Raw genomic sequence first — 25,614 nt, 5'->3', positions numbered from 1 at the left:
TGCTTTGAAAAAATTCAGTATGAAAATACATGGTTTATTTAGAAAAAAGAGATGAATATTTCGAGTTTCTTCTATATAATAGTGGAAAAATTTTACGAAGTTATAACTTGTTATTTTAGTTAAGAAATAATCGTGTATAATGTAAATTATTCTGTCAGAGAAAAGGAGAAGCCTATGCATCAATTTAAACAACTCTCTTCCACATTGAAGGCAAGAATATTCTGCGACTTTATTTTCACAGTGACCTCTTCTGCAATATTACCGTTTATGGCACTGTATTTAACTACGATGGTCAATGCGGTGTTTGCGGGAACTTTTTTAATTACGACGATTATCGCCGGATTCTTTCTAGCATTTTTAGGCGGTTATATTTCAGATCATTTTGAACGTAAAAAGACAATCAGCTGGATTCATTTGGTTTTAGTCATTGCACTTTTGGTAATGCTGCTGACGATAAATCAGCATCAGTTAGGACTAGTGCTGTTTTGTATCGCATTTTTTGTGTATGAATTATTGATGTCACTAGAATCGCCTGTATTTGAAGCGGCAATCATGGATGCAATCCCTATTGATTTGAGAGATTATATCTTTAGACTCTTTTACTGGATCAGTAATGTGGCCATGGCGTTAGGTATGCTTTTAGGGGCGTTATTATATGAAGAACATCGTCATCTGCTGCTAGGGTTGTTGCTTGTTTCAACATTATTGAGCTGGGGTGCGTTTATCTTTTTTTATGACGTGCAGCAAAAATATGCAGCGCATCATGATTCATTAGACTCAGTCGTAAAGAAATTTGCGAAAGGTTATTTGAATGTATTTAAAGATAAATCATATATGATGCTGATGATAGGTTTTGCTTTTGTCTTCATGGCAGAAGCTTCATTAGACTCTTATGTAATTGTCCGTCTGAAAGAGACATTTGTTCCTGTAGAAATACTCGGTATTGAAATCAGCAGTGTCCGTATTTTCACTATGATTATGATTGTGAATACGATTACGGTTGTGTTGTTGACTTTCAAAGTGAATGCATGGGTGGAACGTTATTCTAAACGCGGTATTTTTATTGCGGGTATTATTTTGTATACCGCAGGTTATGCTTGGCTGACTTCATCGAACGATTTACTTTGGATTTTGGTGTTTGCTTTCATTGCAACTTTAGGAGAGCTGGTGTATTCGCCGATTTACAATGCAGAGCGTTTTAAAATGACACCTGAAGACCAAAGAGGTGTCTATGCTTCAGTAAGCGGACTCTCTATAAGGAGTGCAAACATACTGGCGAGATTCGGTTTGATTCTAGGTGCTTTCTTAACTCCTTGGATGATGTCTGTGTTCACCGGGGTTGTTGTACTGATTGGATTTATATTTATGTATATCGTGTTGTTTCAAAAGCAAGCAGCAAAACAATAAAATACGAGCAACAAAATAAAGCGCTGGAGTATTGAACTCCGGCGCTTTAAAAATGAGTTAAAACGTAAAGATAGCTAATAAAGATAAAATAACAAAGATGACATTGACGAGTGTCATATAAATTGTCCACTTTTCTACGATGTATACGTCTCGTTTAACTTTTTTAGGGTTGATGAATTCGTCATCGACATGTGCTTTACGATGTTTAGCACTCGACATTTGATAACGGATGCGTCTGAATCCATAGCTTGTCGCATCAAAGATACCGTCTTGAACCAGTACAAAGATAAAGCCTGTAATAAACAGCAGCATGCTGACTACAAAAAAGACATCCACAAAGCCGCTCCAAGTATGTTCTCTGAAAAGCCAAATGACCAAGCTTAAAAGGGGAGAAAAGAGTACCCAAAAAAGCCACTGAAAATGTTTACGCATTACACTATGCTCCTTTAATACATTAAAATTATAAAGTAATTTACTGCTATAATTTAAACATAACTATAAAGTTTTTTTCATAGAAATACAGGATTATGAAATCTTTTCAAAACCTTGATACTTCAACTTTTATTATACATGTATAGCGGAACATTTTGTTATAACATTATAATTATTCAAAAAATTGTGTTGATTTTAAATGTAAACTACCGATATACTAATATTAAAATATTTCTGATAATTAGAAGGGAATGTTTAATTTGTATTTATAAGGGGGATTGTCAATGCTTAGATATATACTCAAGCGTTTTGGGTACATGCTTGTTTCTCTATTCATTATCATGACCATCACTTTCTTCTTAATGAAATTGATGCCGGGTTCACCGTTTAATGATGCGAAACTGAGCGCAGACCAAAAGGAGATTTTGAACGAAACTTATGGTTTGAATGATCCGGTCATCGTGCAATATCTGCATTACCTTAAAAACGTTGTCACAGGAGACTTTGGGGTGTCATTCCAATATCATAACCAGCCTGTGTGGGATTTAATTCAGCCGAGATTGATTCCATCGATGGAGATGGGCTTTGCGGCAATGGTTATCGGTATTATTCTAGGTTTGATTTTAGGGGTTGCGGCAGCAACTAAACAAAATACATGGGTGGACTATTCAGCAACTGTAATTTCAGTTATCGCAGTTTCAGTACCATCATTCGTATTAGCAGTATTATTACAATATGTTTTCTCTGTAAGATTAAGATGGTTCCCGGTAGCTGGTTGGGAAGGTATTTCCACAGCAGTCTTACCGTCACTCGCACTTTCAGCAGGAGTACTTGCGACAGTCGCACGATACATACGAGCGGAAATGATCGAAGTGCTGAGTTCGGACTACATCTTGCTTGCAAGAGCTAAAGGGAATTCGATGATGCGTGTATTATTCGGACATGCATTGCGAAACGCGTTAATTCCAGTTATCACTATCATCGTACCGATGTTAGCGGGGATTTTAACTGGTACATTAACAATCGAAAATATTTTCGGGGTTCCAGGACTAGGGGATCAATTCGTAAGATCGATTCAAACGAATGACTTCTCTGTCATTATGGCAACCACACTTTTATTCAGTACGTTATTCATCGTATCGATTTTCATTGTAGATATTCTCTACGGTATTATCGATCCGCGTATTAGAGTACAAGGAGGTAAGAAATAATGGCAGATAAACGAGACCAGCTGCATGGAGAAGATTATTCTAATGCGGCACTTACACATACAACAGATGGGGAAAATGCGCCGAACTTTATCTTAGCTGAACAAGATATCGAAAGAGAACCTGAGATTCAGCGTGAAAGCAAGAACTTCTGGCAAGATGCTTGGAGTCAGTTGCGACGCAATAAATTAGCAGTTATCGGGATGATCGGTTTGATTTTGATTATCATCATGGCATTGTTAGGGCCGATGATGAGTGGTCATGACTACGCTGAACAAGATGTCGACAGACGTAACCTTCCTGCTAAGATTCCTGTACTCGATAAAATTCCATTTTTGCCATTTGATGGACAAGGGGCAGATGGCACGGATGCTTATAAAGATGCAGGGGTCAAAGAGAATTTCTGGTTTGGGACAGACCAACTAGGACGTGACTTATGGTCGCGTACTTGGCAAGGTGCACAAGTTTCATTATTCATCGGGGTTGTCGCAGCAGCACTCGATATCTTTATCGGTGTAGTTTACGGTGCGATATCCGGTTTCTTCGGCGGACGTGTCGACAACGTCATGCAGCGGATTATTGAAATTATTGCCTCGATTCCAAACTTGATTGTCGTTATTCTATTCGTATTGATTTTTGAACCATCGATTTGGACGATTATTTTAGCGATGGCGATTACTGGATGGATCGGAATGAGCCGTGTGGTACGCGGAGAGTTCTTAAAATTAAAAGGACAAGAATTCGTCCTTGCTTCTCGTACATTAGGTGCTTCTAAATGGAAATTGATTTTCCGTCATATTTTACCGAACACGCTTGGCGCGATTGTTGTAACTTCAATGTTCACAGTACCAAGTGCTATCTTCTTCGAAGCATTCTTAAGCTTCATCGGTATTGGTGTGCCGGCACCTAAAACTTCTTTAGGTTCGCTTGTAAATGACGGACGTGCCATGTTATTGATTCATCCGCACGAACTATTCATACCAGCAGTTGTATTAAGTTTATTAATCTTATTCTTCTACTTATTCAGTGATGGATTACGTGATGCATTCGATCCGAAAATGCGTAAATAAAGGGAGGCAAAAGGTATGTCAGATAAAATATTAGAAGTAAACAACTTGCATGTCTCCTTTGATATTGATGCAGGAGAAGTGCAGGCAGTGCGCGGTGTTGATTTTTATTTAAGAAAAGGGGAAACACTTGCCATTGTAGGAGAGTCAGGTTCTGGCAAGTCAGTGACTACAAAAGCACTGACAAAACTCTTCCAAGGAGATGCAGGACGTATCAAAAAAGGAGAAATCTTATTCCTTGGCGAAGACTTAGCACAGAAATCTGAAAAAGAATTAATCAAATTAAGAGGAAAAGATATTTCTATGATTTTCCAAGATCCGATGACATCTTTGAATCCAACGATGCAAATCGGCAAACAAGTCATGGAACCTCTGATTAAACATAGAAATTACAGTAAATCACAAGCGAAAAAACGCGCTTTAGAGATTTTAGAAATGGTAGGCTTGCCGAATGCGAAAGAACGTTTTAAAGCGTATCCGCACCAATTCTCAGGCGGGCAAAGACAGCGTATTGTCATTGCGACAGCACTTGCATGCGAACCGAAAGTATTGATTGCGGATGAACCGACAACAGCACTTGACGTAACGATGCAAGCACAAATCTTAGACTTGATGAAAAGATTGCAGAAAAAGATTGATACATCGATTATTTTCATTACGCACGACTTAGGGGTAGTTGCTAATATTGCGGACCGTGTGGCAGTAATGTACGGCGGTCAAATGATTGAAAGAGGAGAAATCGATGAAATCTTCTATGATCCGCAGCATCCATACACTTGGGGCTTGCTGTCATCAATGCCTGATTTAGAAACTGGCAATGATATTGAATTAACAGCGATTCCAGGAACACCGCCGGATTTATTGCATCCGCCGAAAGGAGACGCTTTCGCACCAAGAAGCCAATATGCTTTAGATATTGATTTCAAAGAAGAGCCGCCTTGGTTCAAAGTTTCACCGACACACTTTGTAAAATCATGGTTGTTGGATGAACGTGCACCGAAAGTTGAACCGCCATTGCTGGTTCAGCAGCGTCAAAGAAAACTGGCTAATAAGTTCGATAAGCCGCAACGACAAAAGGGGGTGGCGTTCAATGAAGGATAATCACAAGCAGCAATTCACAGAATCAGAAACAGCTCGCAAGCAGCAAGAAGAAACAAAACATGAACAAGCAGCGCTTCAAGCACAACGCAATGAAACGCCGTCACAAGATGTATTGTTAGAAGTTAAAAATCTAAAACAGTATTTCAATGTCGGCAAACGCAATGAAGTACGTGCAGTTGAAGATATTTCATTCAAAATTTTCAAAGGGGAAACATTCGGTTTAGTAGGCGAATCAGGTTGCGGGAAATCGACAACCGGCAAAGCTTTAATCAAACTGAATGATGCAACAGCAGGAGAAGTATATTACGAAGGGGTTAATATACAAGATATTAAAAAACGCAAAGATATGCTGAAATTCAATAAGAAAATCCAAATGATTTTCCAAGATCCGTATGCTTCATTGAACCCAAGATTGAAAGTCATGGATATTATTGCTGAAGGTATTGATATTCATAAACTAGCAAAAAATACGAGAGAACGTAAAAAGCGTGTTTACGACTTGTTAGAAACAGTAGGGCTGAATAAGGAACATGCCAATCGTTATCCGCATGAATTCTCAGGCGGGCAAAGACAACGTATCGGTATTGCCCGCGCATTGGCTGTAGAACCAGAATTCATCATCGCAGATGAACCTATCTCGGCATTAGACGTTTCGATACAAGCTCAAGTCGTCAACTTATTATTGAAACTGCAGCGCGAAAAGGGGATTACGTTCTTATTCATCGCCCATGACTTATCTATGGTGAAATACATTTCAGACAGAATTGCAGTGATGCATTTCGGTAAAATCGTAGAACTAGGTACGGCGGATGAAATCTATAACCATCCTTTACATCCGTACACAAAATCTTTGTTATCTGCAGTACCGCAGCCAGATCCTGAAAGCGAACGTACAAGAACACGTCTGACTTATAAAGAAGATAAAGAGAAAGACAAGGAACGTACGCTGCAGGAAGTCAGTGCTGGACATTATGTCTTTGTGACAGATGAAGAAGCAGAAGAATTAAGACAAAGATTACAACAAACGGTGTAAGGGGGATAAAGCGATGAAGAAAAAATTAATTTCATTTGCTATGACTTTGATTATCGCAGCCCTTGTACTTAGTGGTTGCAGTCAAGGCGGCGGTATTTATGATGGCAAGGGACAAGTTTACCGTTCTGTATTAGCACAAGATATGAGTACGCTGGATAGTGTACTTGCAACAGATACTGTATCATTTAATATTTATAACCAAGTTTATGAAGGTTTATATTCATTAGATGATGACGACCAAGCGATTCCGGCGATTGCCAAAGGCATGCCTAAGAAAAGCGATGGCGGTAAAACATTAACAATCAAAATGCGTAAAAATGCGAAATGGTCAAACGGCGACCCTGTCACAGCGCATGACTTCGTATTTGCTTGGCAAAAAGCATTGAAGCCGGAAACAGCTTCTGAATATGCATACATTATGTACGATATGAAAAACGCGCAAAAAATCAACGAAGGTAAGCTGCCAGCAAGTAAATTGGGTGTGAAAGCACTGGATGACTACACACTTCAAATTAAGCTGAACAAACCTTTACCTTACTTTGATCAAATGCTCGCATTCGGAACATATATGCCTCAAAATGAAAAAGTAGCAAAAAAATATGGTAAAAAGTATGGGACAACTGCAGATAAAGCAGTTTACAACGGACCATTCGAATTAACAGATTGGAAAGTTGAAGACAAAATTCTAATGAAAAAGAACCCGAAATATTGGGACAAAAAAGCTGTTAAATTAGATAAAGTCAGCTACAAAGTGTTAAAAGACCAACAAGCAGGCGCATCTTTATATGATACTGGCTCTGTAGATAATGCAGGGATTACATCAGAGCAAGTAGAGAAATATAAAGACAGCCCGGCATTGTTTAAACGCTTGAAAGCATCTACTTTCTTCTTGAAATTAAATCAAAAAGAACAAAAAGAATTCCAAAACAAAGATATGCGTTACGCTATAGCCCAATCTATAGATAAAAAAGCGTATGTCGATAATGTGTTAGGCGATGGTTCAAAACCATTTGATGGCTTTACATCGAAGAAAACAGCAATCTTGCCTGATGGCAAAGATTACGCTGATATGGTTGAATCACCATTGAAATATAATCCGAAAGAAGCGAAAGCGCATTTGGATAAAGCCAAAAAAGCACTTGGCAAAAATGAATTTACATTTACATTAAATACAGAAGATACCCCAAGTTCAAAAATTTCAGCCCAATTCATCAAATCACAAATTGAAAAGAACTTGCCAGGTGTGAATGTAAATATTAAACAATTACCGTTCAAACAAAGGGTAACAGCAGAATTAACAATGAACTACTCCATGTCTTTATCTGGTTGGGGACCTGACTATCCAGACCCAATGACGTATTTAGATACGATGACAACAGATAATGCACAAAACAACACTGACTGGAGCAGCAAAAAATTCGATAGTATGTTAAAAGAAGCGAACGGTTCATTATTAAAACAACCAAAAAAACGTATCGATCATTTGAAAGATGCGGAAGAACTGATGTTAAGCGAAGCACCAGTCGCACCGATTTATCAGCAAGGTGCAGCAAGTTTGCGCAACCCTCAGCTGAAAGGTATTGTTTACCATGAAATCGGTGGAGAAACAACCTTGAAACATGCTTATATCGATAAGAGTATCGATAGAGAAACAGGCAAGAAAAAGAAAGATAAAGAGTAATCAACAAAGGGATAAATTTTTCACAAAATAAGGGGATTTAAATATCAAAAACACGGTCGGTTTCGGCCGTGTTTTCTTTTTTCGTCATTATGGTGAAATCATAGTTTTTGACTTTCTCATCTTTGAGCCATAGCATAAATTTAAGAGCAGAGAATAGGAGAGGGTTACATGCTGCCGGTGAGTATATTAGATCAAACACCTATTACAAAAAAGCAAACTTCAAAGGAAGCACTGCGTCAGACGGTAGAATTGGCACAACTTGCAGACGAATTAGGATATACCCGCTATTTAGTCGCAGAACATCATAATTTAAATGATGTCATCGGCACATCGCCAGAAATTTTGACGATGCATTTATTAAATCAGACAAAGCGCATGCGCATTGGATCAGGCGGTGTCATGCTGATGCATTATCATCCGTTGAAGGTGATAGAACAATTCCATTTGATTGACGAATTATCAAACCATCGTGCAGATTTAGCGGTGGGCAAAGCACCTGGCGGGTTCCCGAAAGTGACAGGTATATTGAAAGAAGATTTAAAAGAGCATGGACTTTCGTTTAATGAAAAGTTTGAGATTTTAAGAGGACTGAATACACAAAATTTCGACTCAGACTCAAAATATGCTGGACTTAAAACAGCTAAAAGAGGCAGTACCCGCCCAAGTGTTCCGATTTATTTGCTTGGGACGAGTTTAAATGCTGCGATTCAAGCAGCGGAAGCTAAAGTCGGTATTATTTATGCATTTTTCATTAATTCGAGTCAAGAAGATTTAGAAGAAGCATTAAAAGCTTATAAATCTCGCTACCCTGAAGGAAGATTTATTGTCAGCGTACCTGTTATGATTACTACGAGAGACGGCAATCAATTACCGTTTCGTTTTTCTCAAAGACATTATGAGCTGATTTCAGAAGATGGCAGGCGTACGGTTTTGAATACAAAAGCACAAGTCGATGCATATCTTTCTGAAAGCAATGAAAAATTTGACGTTGTTGAGAAACGTATGCATATTATGAGCGGAAATAAGGAAGAAGTAGTAAGTAAATTAGATGAAATTAATCGAAGCGGACTTATAGATGAATGGATGCTGCATATGCCGATTCCAAATCATAAGTTGAGAATGAACACAGTCAGACAATTAGCACCCGAGCACGTTTGATAGAAACAAAGGAGATTTTTGACGTGAACAACGCAATACAAATTACATCTGCAAGACCAGAATTTAAAGATGCGGGCGCATTGAACTACATCGCTATCGGCAATTTATGCCATGTGATGGTAGGAAGCGATAATCAAGGTGTGATCGAACACTATATGCAAAAGCTTTACCAAATGAGAAAGAATCGTTTCAGTTATGAGCATACACTCGCTGCTATGATTGATGGACAAGTGGCAGGACTAATCACATGTATGCCGTACCGAGAATTAGAAAAAGCATTAGTACCGACGGTAGTGGAGATAATAGCATTGAAGCGGATATTCGTTGTACCGCAGTTGATGATATATTACAAATCTATTTTCTCTTTAATCAACTTGAAAGAAGCAGAAGAAGATGAGTATCATGTTTCTATGTTGTCTGTATCTTCTGATTTTCAACGCCGCGGCGTAGGTCAAACGCTATTAAAAGCAGCTGAAAACATAGCGAGAGAAAAAGGGTTTGATAAAATTTCGCTGACGGTCAATCAATACAATGACAAAGCGAATGCTTTATATGAAAAGTTAGGCTATGAAAAGGTCGGGGAGACGACAGTAGCCAGAGAAACTTTGAATAAAATGAGAAAATATTTAAACTGAAATTCTACAATAAAAGGTGTTTAATACAATTTATCTCATTGACTTGTATATTAGATTGTTGAGTGTTAGTATAAAAATGTAAATTAAATATTTCATTGCTAGGGGTGCCCTATAGGCTGAAAGATAAACAAATCAACCCTTTGAACCTGATCTAGTTAGTACTAGCGTAGGGAAGCGTACATAGACGATTAAGTAATCAAACGAATAAATACAAACATGCATGGTGTATGTTTGTATCAAGTTCAGTATGTATAAATCTTTGCGCATTCATAAATTTATGAATGCGTTTTCTTATTTGTCGTGTCTTGAGGTATACCTCCTAGCATTGAAGCAGGGAGGATTAATTTTTATGAAACAAGAAGCCATTGAATTAAAAAAAGGTTTTCCAGCAAGCAAACGTGTATTTAAGCAAGGGGCAGATGAAGATATTCGTGTGCCTTTCAGAGAAATCGAATTAAGCGATACAGTAACAGAGTACAGCACACAAAAGAATGCGCCATTAACGGTCTATGACACAGCAGGTGTCTATCATGAAGAAGGTTATGAAGTAGATGTTCAAAAAGGGATTCCGAAATTACGTACCGACTGGATTGATGCACGTGATGATATAGAAGCTTATGAAGGACGTAAAGTACAGTCGATTGATAACGGCTTTAAAAAAGAAGGCCATCATAAATTTGTGGAAACGCCTTTCAATTATCAGCCTAAACGTGCAAAAGAAGGTAAACGCATAACTCAAATGCACTATGCGAAACAAGGTATCATCACAAAAGAAATGAAATTTGTAGCGGTACGTGAAGGGGTAGAACCTGAATTTGTCAGAGATGAAATTGCAAGAGGACGTGCGATTATTCCTAATAACGTCAACCACCCTGAATCAGAACCGATGATTATCGGTAAAAATTTCCAAGTGAAAATCAATGCGAATATCGGAAACTCAGCGGTGTCGTCATCAATTGAAGCGGAAATTGAAAAATTAGTGTGGGCGACACACTGGGGTGCAGATACAATTATGGATTTATCAACAGGCAAAAATATTCATGCCACACGTGAATATTTATTAAGAAACTCACCAGTTCCTGTCGGTACTGTACCGATTTATCAAGCGTTAGAAAAAGTGAATGGTGTTGCTGAAGATTTAACTTGGGAAATTTATCGCGACACTTTGATCGAACAAGCCGAACAAGGCGTCGATTACTTTACTATTCATGCAGGTGTCTTGCTTCGCTATGTACCGTTAACAGTTAATCGTTTAACAGGTATTGTCTCACGCGGCGGTTCCATCATGGCACAATGGTGTTTAGCACATCATGAAGAAAGCTTCTTATACGAACACTTCGATGATATCTGTGCCATTTTAAATCAATATGATATCGCAGTGTCATTAGGAGATGGTTTGCGCTCTGGTTCTATTTATGATGCGAATGATGAAAGCCAATTCTCTGAATTGAAGACATTAGGAGAATTGACTGATATCGCATGGAAACACGATGTTCAAGTTATGATTGAAGGACCAGGACATATCCCAATGCATAAAATTAAAGAAAACCAAGATCTAGCAGATTTCTATTGTAAAGAAGCACCATTCTATACATTAGGACCGCTTACAACTGATATTGCACCTGCATACGACCATATCACTTCAGCTATCGGTGCAGCACAAATAGCAAGCTACGGAACAGCTATGTTATGTTACGTGACACCTAAAGAACACTTAGGTTTGCCGAATAAAGATGATGTACGCGAAGGTGTTATCACTTATAAAATCGCAGCACACGCAGCAGACCTATCAAAAGGTCTTCCAGGTGCTTCTGATCGTGATGATGCAATTAGTAAAGCACGCTTTGAATTCCGCTGGATTGACCAATTCAATCTATCACTAGATCCAGAACGTGCGCGTGAATATCATGATGAAACTTTACCGAAAGAAGCAGCAAAAGTTGCACACTTCTGCAGTATGTGCGGCCCTAAATTCTGTTCAATGCGAATTTCTCATGATTTGCGTCAAAATCATTTTGATGAACAAGAAAGACAAGAAGCGATGAAAGAAAAAGCAAAAGACTTTGTAGAACAAGGCAGTCATATTTATCAATAAACTGAAGTGTTATGTAAAAGCAATAAGTTAGAAAACTATAAATCATGCAGGTTGGTTTCGTTCTTTCGGAACCAACCTTTTTTAATGCGCATATAGGAAAGCAATAATAATAGTTTCGATAAAAGTCATTAAACTTATGAGTATCCAGAAGGATGAAGCGTGGCATGAGGCAATATTTTGATAGTGTTCATAAAGGCCATCGAATTTTCTTTGTGGATTCTTTTTCTTTAAATGAAATGATGTGCGAGCGAAAATATAACGAAATAAGTGCAAAGATCCTTTGGAAAGCAGAATTTTGAATATTAAGATAGCAAACACAAGGAAAGATAAAACGAATAATAATGAATTGAACTGTTCATGGTAAAAGCCTAGTATGCTGACAATAAAGTAGATGAGAATACTGAAGATTAGAGCCAGTTTTAATTTATTAGAAGTCAATCAGACCACCTCTTCTTATGATATATATTAATTATAGGGTATTTTTATGCGTAATGATATAAAAATTTATATTGCGCAACGCTAAGAAAATGTATATAATACGTTTATCAAAAGATTCAGAAAAATACAACGAAAGAGTGAGCAACATGATTAGATACATATTACAAAGAATTGGATTCATGGCAATTACGTTATTTTTAATTATGTCTATTACTTTTTTCTTAATGAAATTGATGCCTGGTTCGCCATTTAATGATGAAAAATTAAATGCTGCACAAAAGGCGATTATTAATGAAAAGTATGGATTAAACGATAGTTTACCAGTTCAATATGTGCATTATTTAGGAAAAATAATAAGAGGAGATTTCGGGGTTTCGTTTCAATATGATAACAAAGAGGTTTGGTCATTAATTCAACCAAGACTCGGACCATCAATGGAAATAGGGATTTACGCGATGATTATTGCTGTTGTTTTCGGTATTTTATTCGGTTTAATTTCAGCATTTAAAAAGAATACTTGGATAGATTATACATCTACAGTAATTACAGTATTTGCAATTTCAGTACCCGCCTTTGTTTTAGCCGTACTTTTACAATACTTTTTAGCTGTAAAATTAGAGATGTTTCCAGTTAGCGGATGGACATCACTTGAATCAGCGGTACTGCCGACTGCATCACTTGGACTAGGGTTGATTGCAGTTATAGCCAGATACATTCGTTCTGAAATGATTGAAGTTTTGAGTTCGGACTATATTTTATTAGCGAGAGCGAAAGGATTATCTGAAAGCAGAATCTTGTTCGTTCATGCATTAAGAAATACCTTGATTCCATTAGTTACTGTCGCAATACCGATGCTTGCAAGTGTGTTGACAGGGACATTAACAATTGAAACGATTTTTGCTATTCCTGGTATAGGTGATCAATTTGTAAGATCTATTCAAACCAATGATTATCCAGTCATTATGGCATTGACTTTATTATTCAGTTTCTTATTTATCGTGTCTATTTTTGTCGTGGATATTTTATACGGCATTATTGACCCAAGAATCAGAACTCAGGGAGGTAAAGAATCATGACACAGAATCAACATTCAGAGAGTCAGGCACTGTCAGATAAAAATATACTTGATACCTCTAAGTTTCAATTTAGAAAGATTAATGTCAATGATATTGAGAAAAACGAAAGAGAATACCATTCAACAATTAAACATATATGGGTTCAAATTAAAAAAAACAAAGCTGCATTTTACGGCATGATCGGCTTGATAATTCTAGTTCTGTTTGCTTTGATAGGACCGTTGGTCAGTCCTTATACGTATTATGAACAAGATACAAATAGTACTAACTTGCCACCGAAAATTCAAGGTTTAGACAAAGTAGAGTTTCTTCCGTTTGATGGTAAGGATGCCAATGGAAGAGATTTATACGCTGAACAACATGTAGAAAAATATCACTGGTTTGGTACTGATAATTTAGGCCGTGATATTTGGACTAGAACTTGGAAAGGTGCACAAATCTCAATATTTATTGGTTTAGTAGCGGCCTTTATGGACATAGCTATCGGTGTGACATATGGTGCGATTTCAGGATATATTGGCGGTAAAACAGATTTGTTTTTACAACGTGTGATTGAAATTTTGAGTTCGATTCCGAACTTGATTGTACTAATTTTGTTCGTATTGATATTTGAACCTTCTATCTGGACAATTATCTTAGCAATGAGTGTTACTGGATGGATTGGTATGAGCCGTATTGCTCGTGGTCAGTTTATGAAATTAAAAAATGAAGAATTTGTATTGGCAGCTCGCTCATTAGGTGTTTCGAATTTAAAAATTATATTCAAGCATATATTACCAAATGCAACAGGTGCAATCATTGTTACTTCGATGTTTACAGTACCAAGTGCGATTTTCTTCGAAGCATTTTTAAGCTTCATTGGTTTAGGAATTCCAGCACCGCAAGCATCTTTAGGGTCACTCGTAAATACTGGACGCAAATTTTTATTAACGTTCCCGTATCAATTATTTATTCCAGCCATCATTTTAAGTCTGCTTATTCTATGTTTTTATCTATTTAGCGATGGCTTACGTGATGCATTTGACCCTAAATCAGAATAATAAACATCAGGAGTGTAGAGTATGAGTAAAATACTAGAGATTAATAACTTGTATATAGATTTTCATTTAGATAACGGTGTAGTACATGCGGTTAGAAATGTAAATTTAGATTTAGAAAAAGGGGAAACTCTAGCAATTGTAGGTGAATCCGGCTCAGGTAAATCCGTGTTAACAAAAGCCATTACTAAATTATTACCTCCTAAAATTGCAAAAATCAAAGAAGGTTCTGTACTGTTTGATAACAAAGATATGGTACAACTATCTAATCACGAGTTGCAGTCTATCCGTGGTAAAGAAATTTCAATGATATTTCAGGATCCAATGACAGCACTGAATCCAACTATGAAAATAGGTAAACAAATCACAGAATTATTGAAAGTCCACAAAGGTGTTGCATTTAGTGACGCTAAAGATGAAGCAATTAAAGTGTTGGAGAGTGTAGGTGTACCTCAAGCAGCTAAGCGTTTTAACTATTATCCTCATCAATTTTCTGGAGGACAAAGACAACGTATTGTTATTGCTATGGCATTATTACTGGATCCAAAAATTATTATTGCAGATGAACCAACAACTGCACTAGATGTTTCCGTTCAAGCAAAAATATTAGAGTTGTTTAAAGCTTTGCAAAAAGAATACAATACATCAATTATTTTTATCACGCATGACTTAGGTGTAGTCGCAAATGTCGCTGACAAAGTTGCAGTAATGTATGCAGGTGAAATTGTTGAATACGGTACAGTTGATGAAATTTTTTATAATCCTAAACACCCATACACATGGGGGTTACTAGGATCAATGCCGCATTTAGAAACTGATAAATCAGTAAAATTAGCTTCTATTCCAGGTTCACCACCAGATTTAATGTTCCCGCCAAAAGGGGATGCATTTGCTAGAAGAAGTGAATTTGCTATGGATATTGATTTTGAACAAGAACCGCCAACATACGAGTTTAGTCCAACGCATTATGCTAAATCATGGTTATATCATAAAGCTACTCCGCAATTTGAAGTTCCAGAGGTCGTTAAAGAACTCAATAAATCTTTTGATGGTAATGATTATGCACAACCTAAACTTCTAAGCGAAGGAGACTATTCATCATGACACAGGAAGTAATTTTAGAAATCAAAAACGTTAAGAAGTATTTTAATATTGGCAAGCCGACAGAAGTAAAGGCAGTAGATGATGTAAGCTTAGACGTTTTTAAAGGTGAAACTTTTGGTTTGGTAGGAGAATCTGGATGTGGGAAATCTACATTAGGAAGAACGATTATGCACCTTTATCAAGCAACTTCTGGAGAAGTATTGTATGAAGGCAGAGATTCTCAAAAATTCAAAAATAAAAAAGAAAAATTAGAGTTTACACAAAGTGTACAAATGATATTCCAAGATCCGTATGCATCATTGAATCCAAGATTTAAAATCATAGATATTATTTCTGAGGGCTTAGATGTACAAAAACTACATAGTTCAAAGAAAGAAAGGAAAGAAAAAGTATTTGAATTATTAGAACTAGTGGGATTGAATAAAGAAAGTGCATATCGTTATCCACATGAATTCTCTGGTGGACAACGTCAACGTATAGGTATTGCACGTGCGTTAGCAGTTAACCCTAAGGTTATAATTGCGGATGAACCTATCTCAGCATTAGATGTATCAATTCAAGCACAGGTCGTCAACTTATTGCAAGAATTACAAAAAAGCATGGGATTAACTGTACTCTTTATAGCCCATGATTTATCAATGGTAAAGTATATCTCTGATCGTATCGGTGTAATGTACAAAGGTAAGTTGGTGGAATTGGGAGATGTAGAAGAAATCTACAACCACCCATTACACCCTTACACAAAATCATTACTTTCAGCTATACCGATTGCTAATCCTAAATTGGAACGATCAAGAGAAATTATTGATTATAATGCTGAAGATGAAAGCAACAAAGGATTTAAACGCTCTGAGGATTTAAAATTATATGAAGTCAGAGAGAAACATTTTGTCTATTGTACAGAAGAAAAATACAAAGAGCTATCAAAATAATTGTATATTAAAATTTTTAATATAAATCGCAACAGGAAGAAGGAAACAGCAATGAATAAGAAAGTTAAAATCGCTACTGGTATATTGTCGTCACTGTTAGTGTTGACGGCTTGTTCAGGTGGCGGAAATTCAGGTAAGGATACTAAGACTTTAAAATTAGTGGAAGGTTCTGATATTCCAACATTAGACCCTTCATTAGCTACAGACCAAGTATCATTTACACAATTCAATCAAATTTATGAAGGATTATATGTTCTTGATAAAAATGATAAACCTGTACCAGGAATTGCCAAAGGAAATCCAGAAAAATCTGCAGACGGTAAGACTTGGACAATCAAATTACGAGACGATGCAAAATGGTCTAATGGTGAACCTGTCACTGCGAACGACTTTGTGTTCGCATGGCGCAGAACTGTAGATAAGAAAACTGCATCTGAATATGCAAAAATGTTCGAAAATATCCAAAATGCAAAAGAAATTACTGAAGGGAAAAAATCACCTGAAGAGTTAGGTGTAAAAGCAGTTGATAAGCATACTTTGAAAATCAGCTTAGTAAAAGATTTACCATACATGCAATCATTATTATCATTTGGCAGTTTTATGCCTCAAAATGAAAAATTTGTAAAAGAACATGGTAAAAAATATGGTACTACTGAAAAAGATGTTCTTACAAACGGACCTTTCAAAATTGAAAATTGGAAAAATGAAGATTCATGGGATTTAGTTAAAAATGATAAGTATTATGACAAAGATAAAGTTAAATTAAATAAAGTACATTATAAAATTGTTAAAGATTCTCAAACAGCAGTTAATATGTATGAATCTAAAGACACTGATATGACAGGTCTTACTCCAGAAAATATTAAGAAATATAAAAACAGCAAAGATTTTTATACAAAAGAAGACGTTGCAGTTTATTTCTTAAGATTAAACAAAACACATAACAAAGCGCTTGATAATGAGCACTTTAGAAAAGCTTTAGCTTCTTCTATCGATAAAGATACTTTTGTCAAAAACAACTTGAACAATGGTTCTAAAGCAACAAATATTTTAACTGCCAAAGACTTCATCAAATCAAAAGACGGTAAAGATTATACTGAAGGCATAAAAGACGGTGTTGCTTACAATAAAGAAAATGCTAAAAAAGAATTAGAAGCAGCTAAAAAAGAATTAGGCCAAGATAAATTTGAAATCAATTTCTTAACATATGACCAAGATACTGCTCTAACTCAAGCAGAGTTTATCAAAGCACAAGTTGAGAAAAACTTACCTGGTGTAACTCTAAAAATCAAACAATTGCCATTCAAACAAAAATTAAAAGAAGAAACAAAATTAAACTTTGATATCTCAATGGGCGGTTGGGGTCCAGACTATCCAGATCCAACAACTTACTTAGATTTATTCAGATCAGATAGCCAATTTAACCAAACTGGTTTCTCAGATCCTGCATATGATAAAGCGTTAGATGACGCAAATTCAGATGAAGTATTGAAAGACCCTGCAAAACGTTTTGAAGTATTAAGAGGAGCAGAAGATAAATTATTAGAAAATAGTCCAATTGTTCCATTATTCCAAAAAGGTGGCGCTGGCTTGAAACGTCAATACATTAAAAACTTTGAATACCACAAATTTGGTGGAGATTATTCATTAAAAGAAGTTGAATTATCAGATAAATAATTTCACAACTAAAAAAACGCTATTACTTATTTAAGAGTAATGGCGTTTTTTTAGTTACTTTATAGTATGAAATACAGCGATAAACAATGTACCGAGATAAAAAGTTAAACTCGCGTAAATCCAAAAGTAGTTTGTTCCTTTGGATTTGGCACGTTCTTGTGCGTTATGAAATAAGGGAAAATTACCGTTAAAGAAAATAGATCTGCCGACAAAGAAGGCAAAGATAATGAAAGAGCCGACAAATAAAATGATATTGATTGCTGGATTGTAATGTACAAACAGACTGTAAATGACATAAAGCGTTGCTGCGATACAAGCAATCGTACGAATGATAGCAGAAAGCATAGGAAGCACCTCACATTTATTGTATACATTCATTATATAGTATTTAATGTGTTAAAGGTATAGAAATTAAAGTGGTGTAATGTTTTAAAATAGGATAAAGAAAACCGTATATCCTCAGAAGAGAATATACGGTAGATATGTGTTGATTATATTATCTTTTACGTTTACGTCCTAAGCCCATCGCATTTTCCATTTTTTGCAATGTGCGTGAAGAAGCTTTGATTGCTTTGTCGCGTCCAAGGTCTAAGATTTCATCAAGTTTATCTGATTGATAGTAGTCATTATAGCGTTCTTGGAATTCTGTTAAGAAGTTTTTAACAACTTCTGCCAAGTCGCCTTTGAAATCGCCATAGCCTTTACCTTCATAGCGTTGTTCAAGTTCTGCGAATGATTCGTCAGTCAAGCTTGAATAGATAGAGAGAAGGTTGCTGATACCTGGTTTGTTATCTTTATCATATTTAATGATACCGTCTGAGTCAGTGACAGCACTTTTAATTTTTTTAGCTGCTGTATTAGGGTTATCTAATAAAGAAATGAAGTTTTTAGCGTTATCATCGCTTTTACTCATTTTTTTAGTAGGATCTTGAAGACTCATGACACGGCCGCCGATTTTCGGCATGCGTACTTCTGGTTTTACAAGTACGTCATTGTAGCGGCTGTTGAAGCGGTCTACAAGATTACGTGTTAATTCAAGATGCTGTTTTTGGTCTTCTCCGACAGGCACAATGTTGGTATTGTAAAGTACAATATCAGCTGCCATTAATGGCGGATAAGTTAAAAGTCCTGCAGGAATACCTTCTGTTTGTTTAGAAGATTTATCTTTGAATTGTGTCATACGTTCTAGTTCGCCTACAGAAGAAATTGTTGTCAGCATCCATCCGGCTTGGACGTGTGCAGGAACCTCTGATTGAATAAATAAAGTTGATTTTTCTGGGTCGATTCCTGATGCTAAGTAAATTGCAGCTAATTGACGGATACGTTCGCGCAATTTCAATCTGTCCTGCGGTACTGTAATTGCGTGTTGATCTACGATGCAGAAGAAACAATTATAGTCGTCTTGTACTTCACTGAATTGTTTTAGCGCACCGATATAGTTGCCTAAAGTTGGAATTCCGCTCGGTTGAATTCCTGAGAATAGAGTTTCCATTTATGATGCCCACTTTCTTACGATAATGTAGTAATAGTTTTATTATAGCAGTATTTTAATTGTTTGTAATGTGTGTTAAAATATATATGTAGCTAATTTTTTAACATATCGCAAGCGTAACAATTTTTTTTAAAAGTTTGAACAAAAGACGTTGTTTTGGGGGCTCAAATTTGAGAATTCGATATGTTTGAAATTTTCTATTAATATCCCCGTTTTTCTCATTTAATTTTAATGTTGAAGGGGTATACTATAATCATAGAGTTAAGAGAGAAGAATTCGAGCGTTGATCATAGATAAAACATTTCATTGTTTAGACATAGATGAGTATAGCGTTTTGATTTTAAGTGAATTTTCTTAACTGAAACTACAAAATCAATGAATAAAATTCATGATAAATAGGAGAGTGAGATGTATGGTAACACTATTCACATCACCAAGCTGCACATCTTGCCGTAAAGCGAAAGCATGGTTACAAGAACATGACATTCCGTATACGGAGCGTAACATTTTTTCAGAACATTTAACAATTGATGAAATTAAACAAATCTTAAAAATGACAGAAGACGGAACAGACGAAATTATTTCAACACGTTCTAAAACATATCAAAAATTAAACGTGGATATTGATTCATTACCACTACAAGAATTATATACAATCATTCAAGATAACCCAGGCTTATTACGCCGTCCGATTATCTTAGATGAAAAACGTTTGCAAGTTGGTTACAACGAAGATGAAATTCGTCGTTTCTTACCAAGAAAAGTGCGTACGTTCCAATTACAAGAAGCACAACGTATGGTAGATTTATAAGATATCATTCAAAACTCAATGAATACGAAAGAGCTGCAGTACAATGTGCTGTGGCTTTTTATGTGCTTTGAGTAATTAATGCAATGTTCGAGCGGTTTCCGTGGAATATTAAAGGGTAATATGTTATTATAATAAGTCAACGGTAAGTCATGTTTTATGTTATAAACAAATAGATTGTAATTTGCACACCGTTTTAATACAATATGGGTACTATTCTAGGTTGTCGACAAAGTAGACGCTGCCTAGACTCTAGAAAAGTTTGTCTAAAGTCTAGATATTGCTATTCATCGACTGTAAGGAGTGAGATGATATGAGAATAGAGCGCGTAGATGATACAACTGTTAAACTTTTCATAACGTATGGTGACATTGAAGCAAGAGGTTTCAAAAGAGAAGACTTATGGACAAACCGTCAACGAGGTGAAGAATTCTTCTGGTCAATGATGGAAGAAATCAATGAGGAAGAAGATTTCGTTGTTGAAGGTCCATTATGGATTCAAGTACATGCTTTTGAAAAAGGTGTGGAAGTCACTATTTCTAAATCTAAGAACGAAGAAATGATGAATATGAATGACGAAAGTATGAATAATGAATTTGATCGCCAATTAAATGAATTACTTGAACAAACGTTTGAAGAAGAACACGAAGAAGCAGAACAAAGACAACATTCAAAACGTTCTCAATCAAGAGATCAATTCAGTAAAAAAGCACGTCATACCAACGGTCGTCTTGTTATCGTAAAATTCGATGATTTAGAGTCTGTTATTGATTATGCACATCATAACAATCAGCCTACTGAAGGCTTTGAAGATTTATTATATATGTTGAATAATGAGTACTATTACGCAATTCATTTTGATGAAAGTGTAGTAGAAGAAACAATTAATGACTTCTACAGTCAATTATTAGAATTCGCTGCACCAAGCGATCGTTCAGAAGTTTACTTGAACGATTACGGTAAAATCATTATGAGTCATAACGTAACAGCACAAGTACGCCGCTTCTTTACTGATACTACAGAAGCTTAAGTAATGAAGTATAGATTGAGCCTATCCTTAGTTGGATGGGCTTTTTTATATGCATTTTTTGAATAATCCAAAATAAAACCCTAAAATTGTACGTTTTCTTGACTGTCTCTTATCCATGAGACGCAATAACGTGCAAAATCAACGAAATAATGAGAAAATTAAATTATTGATATTAGCATAAGAGGAGGCTTTTTAATATGAGTCAACAATTAACAAGAGAACAACAAGAACAAAAACATCCTGAGTATACTTGGGATTTAACAACGATTTTTGAAAGCGATGAGGCCTTTGAAGCTGCTTTCAAAGAAGTAGAAGGCTATTTAGGTGCCGAAGAAAAATTTAAAGGCCACTTAGCTGATAGTGCACAAACACTTTATGAAGCATTAGCTTTAGAAGATGAAATCGAAACGAAACTTGAAAAAGTTTATGTTTATGCCCACTTAAAACAAGACCAAGATACAGGTAATGATAAATATACGGGCTATGAAGCACGTGCACATCAATTAGCAATTAAATTAAGCTCAAGCTGGAGTTTCTTAGTACCTGAAATCTTACAAATCGATGAAGCTACAATCCAAAAATTCATCGATGAAAACAAAGACTTAGAACGCTATGCCTTTGATTTGAAATTAATTAATGAGGAGCGTCCGCATGTATTAAGTGCAGATAAAGAAAAATTATTAACAGAAGCACAAGATGCATTATCTACACCTTCAAATGTTTACGGTATGTTCAGCAACGCTGACTTAGAATTTGAAGATGCGGTAGATAAAAATGGAGAAAAACATCCATTAACACAAGGTACATTCATCAAATATCTTGAATCTGATGATCGTGAATTACGCCGTTCAGCGTTTAGAAATCTTTATAAAGCTTACGGTGCATTTAACAATACTATTGCGGCAACATTAACAGGGGAAATTAAAAAACATGTCTTCAATGCACGTACGCATAATTATAAAACAGCGCGCGAAAAAGCATTAAGCAACAACCATATCCCTGAAGCAGTTTATGATAACTTGGTTAAAACTGTTCATGAATATTTACCGCTTTTACATCGTTATACGCAATTACGTAAAGATGTATTAGGTTTAGACGACATGAAAATGTATGACTTATACACACCATTAGTTAAAGATATTAAATTCGAAATGCCTTATGATGAAGCAGTAGAATGGATGTTGAAAGCTTTAGAACCAATGGGCGATGAGTATTTAGATGTGGTTAAAGAAGGCTTGAATAATCGTTGGGTAGACGTTTATGAAAACAAAGGCAAACGTTCAGGCGGTTATTCATCTGGTGCACACTTAACGAACCCATTCATCTTATTGAACTGGTCAGATACAGTGTCTGATTTATTCACATTGATTCATGAATTCGGTCATTCTGCACACAGTTACTTCAGCCGTAAAAACCAACCATCTAATCATAGTGACTACTCTATTTTCGTGGCAGAAGTTGCTTCAACAACTAATGAAGCATTGCTTAGCGATTATATGGAAAAACACTTAGATGATGAACGTCGTTTATTATTATTGAACCAAGAATTAGAACGTTTCCGTGCGACTTTATTCCGTCAAACAATGTTCGCAGAATTCGAACACAAAATCCATCAAATTGAAGAAGCAGGGGAACCGTTGACTGCGAACCGTATGAATGAAGAATATGCGGCACTTAACCGTAAATACTTCGGAGATATTGTAGAAACAGACGAAGACATCAGTAAAGAATGGTCACGTATTCCGCACTTCTACATGAACTATTATGTATATCAATATGCGACTGGTTACAGTGCAGCACAAAGCTTAAGCTATCAAATCCTTAATGAAGGCAAACCTGCAGTAGAACGTTATATCAACGAATTCTTGAAAAAAGGCAGCTCAAATTATCCGATTGAGATCCTTAAAAATGCAGGTGTAGATATGACAACACCAGAACCAATTGAACAAGCATGCAAAATGTTCGAGAAAAAATTAGACGAGTTTGAAAAACTAATTAAAGAATAAACCTTGTGAAATCGTTTACAATATGACAAGTTTGTGACAAAAACGTTTTCATAGGTTCACCGTCTTGAAAAGGGTGGGAACGCGTGGTATATTATGACCATGAAATTAATCACATAACAAACATACCCCTTTGTTTGAAGTGAAAAATTTCTCCCATCCCCTTTGTTTAGCGCCGTGTATTCAGACACGGCGTTTTTTTATGCGCTTTTTTAACACAAAAATACCGGCACAGTAAGACTGTACCGGCCGATTAAAGCTTCGTGTGTTTATCTTTTTTCTAATGTTAATGAACGAGATGTACCGAGTCTTTCAATATTTGTGACTTGATATTGAATATGGAAAGGATCACTTAAAGCAATCAATAATGCGATTTGTTCATCTTCTGTTGACACGAGTGTGATTTCATCTTTTGAATCATCCAATGATTTAATATTGAATAAGTCCTCAGTGTCTTCAGTAGTATCAAAAATCACACGCAAATCGACAATTAAATCATCCTCGCGGCTCATCCATTCTCCTTTTAATTGCGTCAGAAACTCTGATGCTTCTTCTGACAGGTTATTGTCATATTGAATATTGATGACTGTCTTTTCCATTATAAATTCATCCTTTGTATGCAAAAGTAATTTACAGCTGCTCATGCATCGCATGAAACAACATTCACTTATCCTATACCCTAATATAGATTGTACATAGCTTATTGAATGAAACGAAAGCTTATTCTTTCATTTTAGAAGCCTGTAACTGAACCGAACCATTGATAGTGGTCGCCGTTTGAAACAGGGATGATATTACTATCTGCAGGCTGCAGTGTATAGTCTTGATCCCAAGGATTCCAGATGACAATTACTTTTTCGCTGTTAGACAATTCCGCATTGCCTACAACAGCCATTGCATGTCCTGCATGCAATCCTTGTGACGATTCGACTTGTTCTCCTAAGACGACCATACCTTTATTTTGTTTCGTTTGCTGATCAACAACATCATAGCTTGGCATACCGTCATAATAAGAGGTATTGCGGCCTTGTGATTTGCCGTAGTCTATCATTTCTTGAATCGTTAATCCTGTAAATTGGAATTGTTGGCCTGTAAGATTAGGGTGCACTTGATGCATAATAGACTCGCCGTTATACGTTGATGTGTTTTTTGTCGCATTTAATAATGCGGCCATAGAATATCCTGCACACCAGCCGTTATAACCTTGTTGCTCGCGGATTTTGAAATGCGGCAGCAAGTTTACATATTTTGTACCGTAATTTTGAGTTGCTGTTTGTGTTTGTGTCGTATCGACTGTTTGTGCTAATTGCTTTTTAGGTGCTGCGGGCTGATCTGGCTGTGTGGGTTGATTTGGAAGTGTTGTACGTTTAATCAATTTGAGCTGCTGGTGCTGCTCGATGTAATAACCGTTCTTATTTGTGTAGATCGTGATAGGCTGGTTGCCGTTTCTGTATTGGTTTAGGGCATCTGAGATGAATTTTGAAACACGTACACTGTAGTTCGCTTGATTTTTATCTGTATGTACATCGGATGTGTTTTTTGGACTGACAGTTAAGATATAGTGGATTGTATTGCCTTGCATAATAGGGTAGTAATAGTTGCCGTCTTCTTGTCCGTCAAATTTATAGATTTTAAACGGTTTGCCTAATCTGAATCGGCCATGATTGCCGGAACTATCGATTTGGGAGAGTGCTTGTGCATAACTTGCAAAGTGTGCCTTAGCTTCTTGTTCTGCTTTATACGGTATTTCAGTATGATTGACTTTAATCTTTACTGAAGCAGAAGCTGCCGCATGTACGTTGTTTGAGTCGGGGCTTGAAAATGCGCCGCTGATGACCATGATTATAGATAAGAGTAAGATGGAAGCGGCTTTGATAAAGGTTGTTCTGTTATTCAATCATTATTCCTCCATTCAATTACATTCAATTTTGAGAAGTATCTCGTTTTTAAATATAACATAGATTCATTTATAAAATAGTTAATCGTCTAAATATTCAAATATTAAATTACATTAACAACTACGATAAGTAAAATTAATAATTTGATATAAGTTAACCAGTTAAACTCGATTGAATTGTATGAAAGCATAAAAAAACACTTGTCTTAAAGTGTACTGCACCCCAAAAGTTGAACCTACAAAATTCAACTTTTGGGGTGTTTAATTATGAATAAAAGTTATAGTTTAGATTTCAAACTTAAA

The 25,614-nt window shown here is 36.1% G+C and carries 22 protein-coding genes and 1 riboswitch; of the genes, 17 read left to right on the top strand and 5 right to left on the bottom strand.

From position 1 onward, the window contains the following. Nucleotides 1-174 precede the first annotated feature (174 nt). Entirely contained in the window at nucleotides 175-1,407 is a 1,233-nt protein-coding gene (locus tag DVJ99_RS07340; RefSeq protein WP_114603735.1) for an MFS transporter, read from the top strand. Nucleotides 1,408-1,464: 57 nt separating this feature from the next. Here DVJ99_RS07340 and DVJ99_RS07335 read toward each other — a convergent pair whose 3' ends face one another. Further along, nucleotides 1,465-1,839, bottom strand: a complete 375-nt coding sequence (locus DVJ99_RS07335; protein WP_114603734.1) for a DUF3899 domain-containing protein — start codon at nucleotides 1,837-1,839, stop codon at nucleotides 1,465-1,467. Between the two features lie 284 nt (nucleotides 1,840-2,123). Here DVJ99_RS07335 and opp3b (DVJ99_RS07330) point away from each other — a divergent pair, with 284 nt between their 5' ends. The 13 genes from opp3b (DVJ99_RS07330) (at nucleotide 2,124) to DVJ99_RS07270 (ending at nucleotide 18,081) form a co-directional block, all read left to right on the top strand. Continuing rightward, a complete protein-coding gene (opp3b, locus tag DVJ99_RS07330; protein WP_105993688.1) occupies nucleotides 2,124-3,050 on the top strand; it encodes an oligopeptide ABC transporter permease in 927 nt (308 codons plus the stop codon). Continuing rightward, the gene (opp3C, locus tag DVJ99_RS07325) at nucleotides 3,050-4,117 is read left to right on the top strand and encodes an oligopeptide ABC transporter permease (RefSeq protein WP_105993689.1); all 1,068 of its coding nucleotides are present in this window, start codon (nucleotides 3,050-3,052) and stop codon (nucleotides 4,115-4,117) included. Before opp3b (DVJ99_RS07330) ends, opp3C (DVJ99_RS07325) begins: the two co-directional genes overlap by 1 nt. Before the next feature lie 15 nt (nucleotides 4,118-4,132). Next, nucleotides 4,133-5,215 (top strand): ABC transporter ATP-binding protein, encoded by a 1,083-nt coding sequence (locus DVJ99_RS07320; RefSeq protein WP_105993690.1) that lies wholly within the window; start codon nucleotides 4,133-4,135, stop codon nucleotides 5,213-5,215. Further along, nucleotides 5,205-6,248 carry an ABC transporter ATP-binding protein gene (locus tag DVJ99_RS07315; protein ID WP_114603733.1) on the top strand — a complete coding sequence of 348 codons (1,044 nt, stop codon included), beginning with the start codon at nucleotides 5,205-5,207 and terminating at the stop codon, nucleotides 6,246-6,248. Before DVJ99_RS07320 ends, DVJ99_RS07315 begins: the two co-directional genes overlap by 11 nt. Nucleotides 6,249-6,261: 13 nt before the next feature. Continuing rightward, the gene (locus DVJ99_RS07310; protein WP_105993692.1) at nucleotides 6,262-7,929 is read left to right on the top strand and encodes a peptide ABC transporter substrate-binding protein; all 1,668 of its coding nucleotides are present in this window, start codon (nucleotides 6,262-6,264) and stop codon (nucleotides 7,927-7,929) included. A gap of 168 nt (nucleotides 7,930-8,097) precedes the next feature. Further along, on the top strand, nucleotides 8,098-9,087 hold the full coding sequence (locus tag DVJ99_RS07305) for an MsnO8 family LLM class oxidoreductase (protein ID WP_114603732.1): 990 nt from the start codon (nucleotides 8,098-8,100) through the stop codon (nucleotides 9,085-9,087). A gap of 23 nt (nucleotides 9,088-9,110) precedes the next feature. Then, nucleotides 9,111-9,722 carry a GNAT family N-acetyltransferase gene (locus DVJ99_RS07300; protein ID WP_114603731.1) on the top strand — a complete coding sequence of 204 codons (612 nt, stop codon included), beginning with the start codon at nucleotides 9,111-9,113 and terminating at the stop codon, nucleotides 9,720-9,722. 90 nt (nucleotides 9,723-9,812) lie between these two features. Beyond that, nucleotides 9,813-9,912, top strand: a riboswitch (TPP riboswitch). Between the two features lie 159 nt (nucleotides 9,913-10,071). After that, on the top strand, nucleotides 10,072-11,817 hold the full coding sequence (gene thiC, locus DVJ99_RS07295; protein WP_114603730.1) for a phosphomethylpyrimidine synthase ThiC: 1,746 nt from the start codon (nucleotides 10,072-10,074) through the stop codon (nucleotides 11,815-11,817). A 584-nt stretch (nucleotides 11,818-12,401) separates the two neighbouring features. Continuing rightward, the gene (opp3b, locus tag DVJ99_RS07290; protein ID WP_114603729.1) at nucleotides 12,402-13,331 is read left to right on the top strand and encodes an oligopeptide ABC transporter permease; all 930 of its coding nucleotides are present in this window, start codon (nucleotides 12,402-12,404) and stop codon (nucleotides 13,329-13,331) included. After that, on the top strand, nucleotides 13,328-14,371 hold the full coding sequence (gene opp3C / locus DVJ99_RS07285) for an oligopeptide ABC transporter permease (RefSeq protein WP_114603728.1): 1,044 nt from the start codon (nucleotides 13,328-13,330) through the stop codon (nucleotides 14,369-14,371). The genes opp3b (DVJ99_RS07290) and opp3C (DVJ99_RS07285) overlap by 4 nt, the downstream gene beginning before the upstream one ends. A 21-nt stretch (nucleotides 14,372-14,392) precedes the next feature. Next, nucleotides 14,393-15,472 carry an ABC transporter ATP-binding protein gene (locus DVJ99_RS07280; RefSeq protein ID WP_114603727.1) on the top strand — a complete coding sequence of 360 codons (1,080 nt, stop codon included), beginning with the start codon at nucleotides 14,393-14,395 and terminating at the stop codon, nucleotides 15,470-15,472. Continuing rightward, nucleotides 15,469-16,404, top strand: a complete 936-nt coding sequence (locus DVJ99_RS07275; protein WP_114603726.1) for an ABC transporter ATP-binding protein — start codon at nucleotides 15,469-15,471, stop codon at nucleotides 16,402-16,404. Before DVJ99_RS07280 ends, DVJ99_RS07275 begins: the two co-directional genes overlap by 4 nt. A 51-nt stretch (nucleotides 16,405-16,455) precedes the next feature. Then, on the top strand, nucleotides 16,456-18,081 hold the full coding sequence (locus tag DVJ99_RS07270; RefSeq protein ID WP_114603725.1) for a peptide ABC transporter substrate-binding protein: 1,626 nt from the start codon (nucleotides 16,456-16,458) through the stop codon (nucleotides 18,079-18,081). Nucleotides 18,082-18,135: 54 nt separating this feature from the next. On the opposite strand, the gene DVJ99_RS07265 is transcribed toward DVJ99_RS07270, so the two are convergent. Together DVJ99_RS07265 and trpS are read right to left on the bottom strand one after the other, a co-directional pair. Beyond that, nucleotides 18,136-18,426, bottom strand: a complete 291-nt coding sequence (locus tag DVJ99_RS07265; RefSeq protein WP_105993696.1) for a hypothetical protein — start codon at nucleotides 18,424-18,426, stop codon at nucleotides 18,136-18,138. A gap of 151 nt (nucleotides 18,427-18,577) precedes the next feature. Continuing rightward, entirely contained in the window at nucleotides 18,578-19,573 is a 996-nt protein-coding gene (gene trpS, locus DVJ99_RS07260) for a tryptophan--tRNA ligase (protein ID WP_105993697.1), read from the bottom strand. A 412-nt stretch (nucleotides 19,574-19,985) separates the two neighbouring features. Between trpS and spxA the strand changes: the two genes are divergently transcribed. The 3 genes from spxA (at nucleotide 19,986) to pepF (ending at nucleotide 23,417) form a co-directional block, all read left to right on the top strand. Next, entirely contained in the window at nucleotides 19,986-20,384 is a 399-nt protein-coding gene (gene spxA / locus DVJ99_RS07255; protein WP_002481951.1) for a transcriptional regulator SpxA, read from the top strand. Nucleotides 20,385-20,694: 310 nt separating this feature from the next. Continuing rightward, on the top strand, nucleotides 20,695-21,411 hold the full coding sequence (mecA, locus tag DVJ99_RS07250) for an adaptor protein MecA (protein ID WP_105993698.1): 717 nt from the start codon (nucleotides 20,695-20,697) through the stop codon (nucleotides 21,409-21,411). Nucleotides 21,412-21,608: 197 nt separating this feature from the next. Then, nucleotides 21,609-23,417: an oligoendopeptidase F gene (gene pepF, locus DVJ99_RS07245; RefSeq protein ID WP_114603724.1), complete on the top strand. Its 1,809-nt coding sequence runs from the start codon at nucleotides 21,609-21,611 to the stop codon at nucleotides 23,415-23,417. Between the two features lie 266 nt (nucleotides 23,418-23,683). Here pepF and DVJ99_RS07240 read toward each other — a convergent pair whose 3' ends face one another. Together DVJ99_RS07240 and DVJ99_RS07235 are read right to left on the bottom strand one after the other, a co-directional pair. Beyond that, nucleotides 23,684-24,013: a staphostatin A gene (locus tag DVJ99_RS07240; protein ID WP_162912152.1), complete on the bottom strand. Its 330-nt coding sequence runs from the start codon at nucleotides 24,011-24,013 to the stop codon at nucleotides 23,684-23,686. 134 nt (nucleotides 24,014-24,147) lie between these two features. After that, on the bottom strand, nucleotides 24,148-25,311 hold the full coding sequence (locus DVJ99_RS07235; RefSeq protein ID WP_114603722.1) for a C47 family peptidase: 1,164 nt from the start codon (nucleotides 25,309-25,311) through the stop codon (nucleotides 24,148-24,150). Between the last annotated feature and the right edge of the window lie 303 nt (nucleotides 25,312-25,614).

The organism is Staphylococcus sp. EZ-P03 (assembly GCF_003344575.1).
Taxonomy (GTDB): Bacteria; Bacillota; Bacilli; order Staphylococcales; family Staphylococcaceae; genus Staphylococcus; species Staphylococcus simulans_B.
The sequence above is the reverse complement of the archived record's forward strand: the minus strand, read 5'-3'. Positions and strand labels throughout refer to the sequence as shown.

What these genes read in the sequence shown, in the direction of transcription:
- DVJ99_RS07340 (WP_114603735.1), top strand. Translation starts at nt 175, where the DNA reads ATGCATCAATTTAAACAACTCTCTTCCACATTGAAGGCAAGAATATTC.
- DVJ99_RS07335 (WP_114603734.1), bottom strand. Translation starts at nt 1,839, where the DNA reads ATGCGTAAACATTTTCAGTGGCTTTTTTGGGTACTCTTTTCTCCCCTT.
- opp3b (WP_105993688.1), top strand. Translation starts at nt 2,124, where the DNA reads ATGCTTAGATATATACTCAAGCGTTTTGGGTACATGCTTGTTTCTCTA.
- opp3C (WP_105993689.1), top strand. Translation starts at nt 3,050, where the DNA reads ATGGCAGATAAACGAGACCAGCTGCATGGAGAAGATTATTCTAATGCG.
- DVJ99_RS07320 (WP_105993690.1), top strand. Translation starts at nt 4,133, where the DNA reads ATGTCAGATAAAATATTAGAAGTAAACAACTTGCATGTCTCCTTTGAT.
- DVJ99_RS07315 (WP_114603733.1), top strand. Translation starts at nt 5,205, where the DNA reads ATGAAGGATAATCACAAGCAGCAATTCACAGAATCAGAAACAGCTCGC.
- DVJ99_RS07310 (WP_105993692.1), top strand. Translation starts at nt 6,262, where the DNA reads ATGAAGAAAAAATTAATTTCATTTGCTATGACTTTGATTATCGCAGCC.
- DVJ99_RS07305 (WP_114603732.1), top strand. Translation starts at nt 8,098, where the DNA reads ATGCTGCCGGTGAGTATATTAGATCAAACACCTATTACAAAAAAGCAA.
- thiC (WP_114603730.1), top strand. Translation starts at nt 10,072, where the DNA reads ATGAAACAAGAAGCCATTGAATTAAAAAAAGGTTTTCCAGCAAGCAAA.
- opp3b (WP_114603729.1), top strand. Translation starts at nt 12,402, where the DNA reads ATGATTAGATACATATTACAAAGAATTGGATTCATGGCAATTACGTTA.
- opp3C (WP_114603728.1), top strand. Translation starts at nt 13,328, where the DNA reads ATGACACAGAATCAACATTCAGAGAGTCAGGCACTGTCAGATAAAAAT.
- DVJ99_RS07280 (WP_114603727.1), top strand. Translation starts at nt 14,393, where the DNA reads ATGAGTAAAATACTAGAGATTAATAACTTGTATATAGATTTTCATTTA.
- DVJ99_RS07275 (WP_114603726.1), top strand. Translation starts at nt 15,469, where the DNA reads ATGACACAGGAAGTAATTTTAGAAATCAAAAACGTTAAGAAGTATTTT.
- DVJ99_RS07270 (WP_114603725.1), top strand. Translation starts at nt 16,456, where the DNA reads ATGAATAAGAAAGTTAAAATCGCTACTGGTATATTGTCGTCACTGTTA.
- DVJ99_RS07265 (WP_105993696.1), bottom strand. Translation starts at nt 18,426, where the DNA reads ATGCTTTCTGCTATCATTCGTACGATTGCTTGTATCGCAGCAACGCTT.
- trpS (WP_105993697.1), bottom strand. Translation starts at nt 19,573, where the DNA reads ATGGAAACTCTATTCTCAGGAATTCAACCGAGCGGAATTCCAACTTTA.
- spxA (WP_002481951.1), top strand. Translation starts at nt 19,986, where the DNA reads ATGGTAACACTATTCACATCACCAAGCTGCACATCTTGCCGTAAAGCG.
- mecA (WP_105993698.1), top strand. Translation starts at nt 20,695, where the DNA reads ATGAGAATAGAGCGCGTAGATGATACAACTGTTAAACTTTTCATAACG.
- pepF (WP_114603724.1), top strand. Translation starts at nt 21,609, where the DNA reads ATGAGTCAACAATTAACAAGAGAACAACAAGAACAAAAACATCCTGAG.
- DVJ99_RS07240 (WP_162912152.1), bottom strand. Translation starts at nt 24,013, where the DNA reads ATGGAAAAGACAGTCATCAATATTCAATATGACAATAACCTGTCAGAA.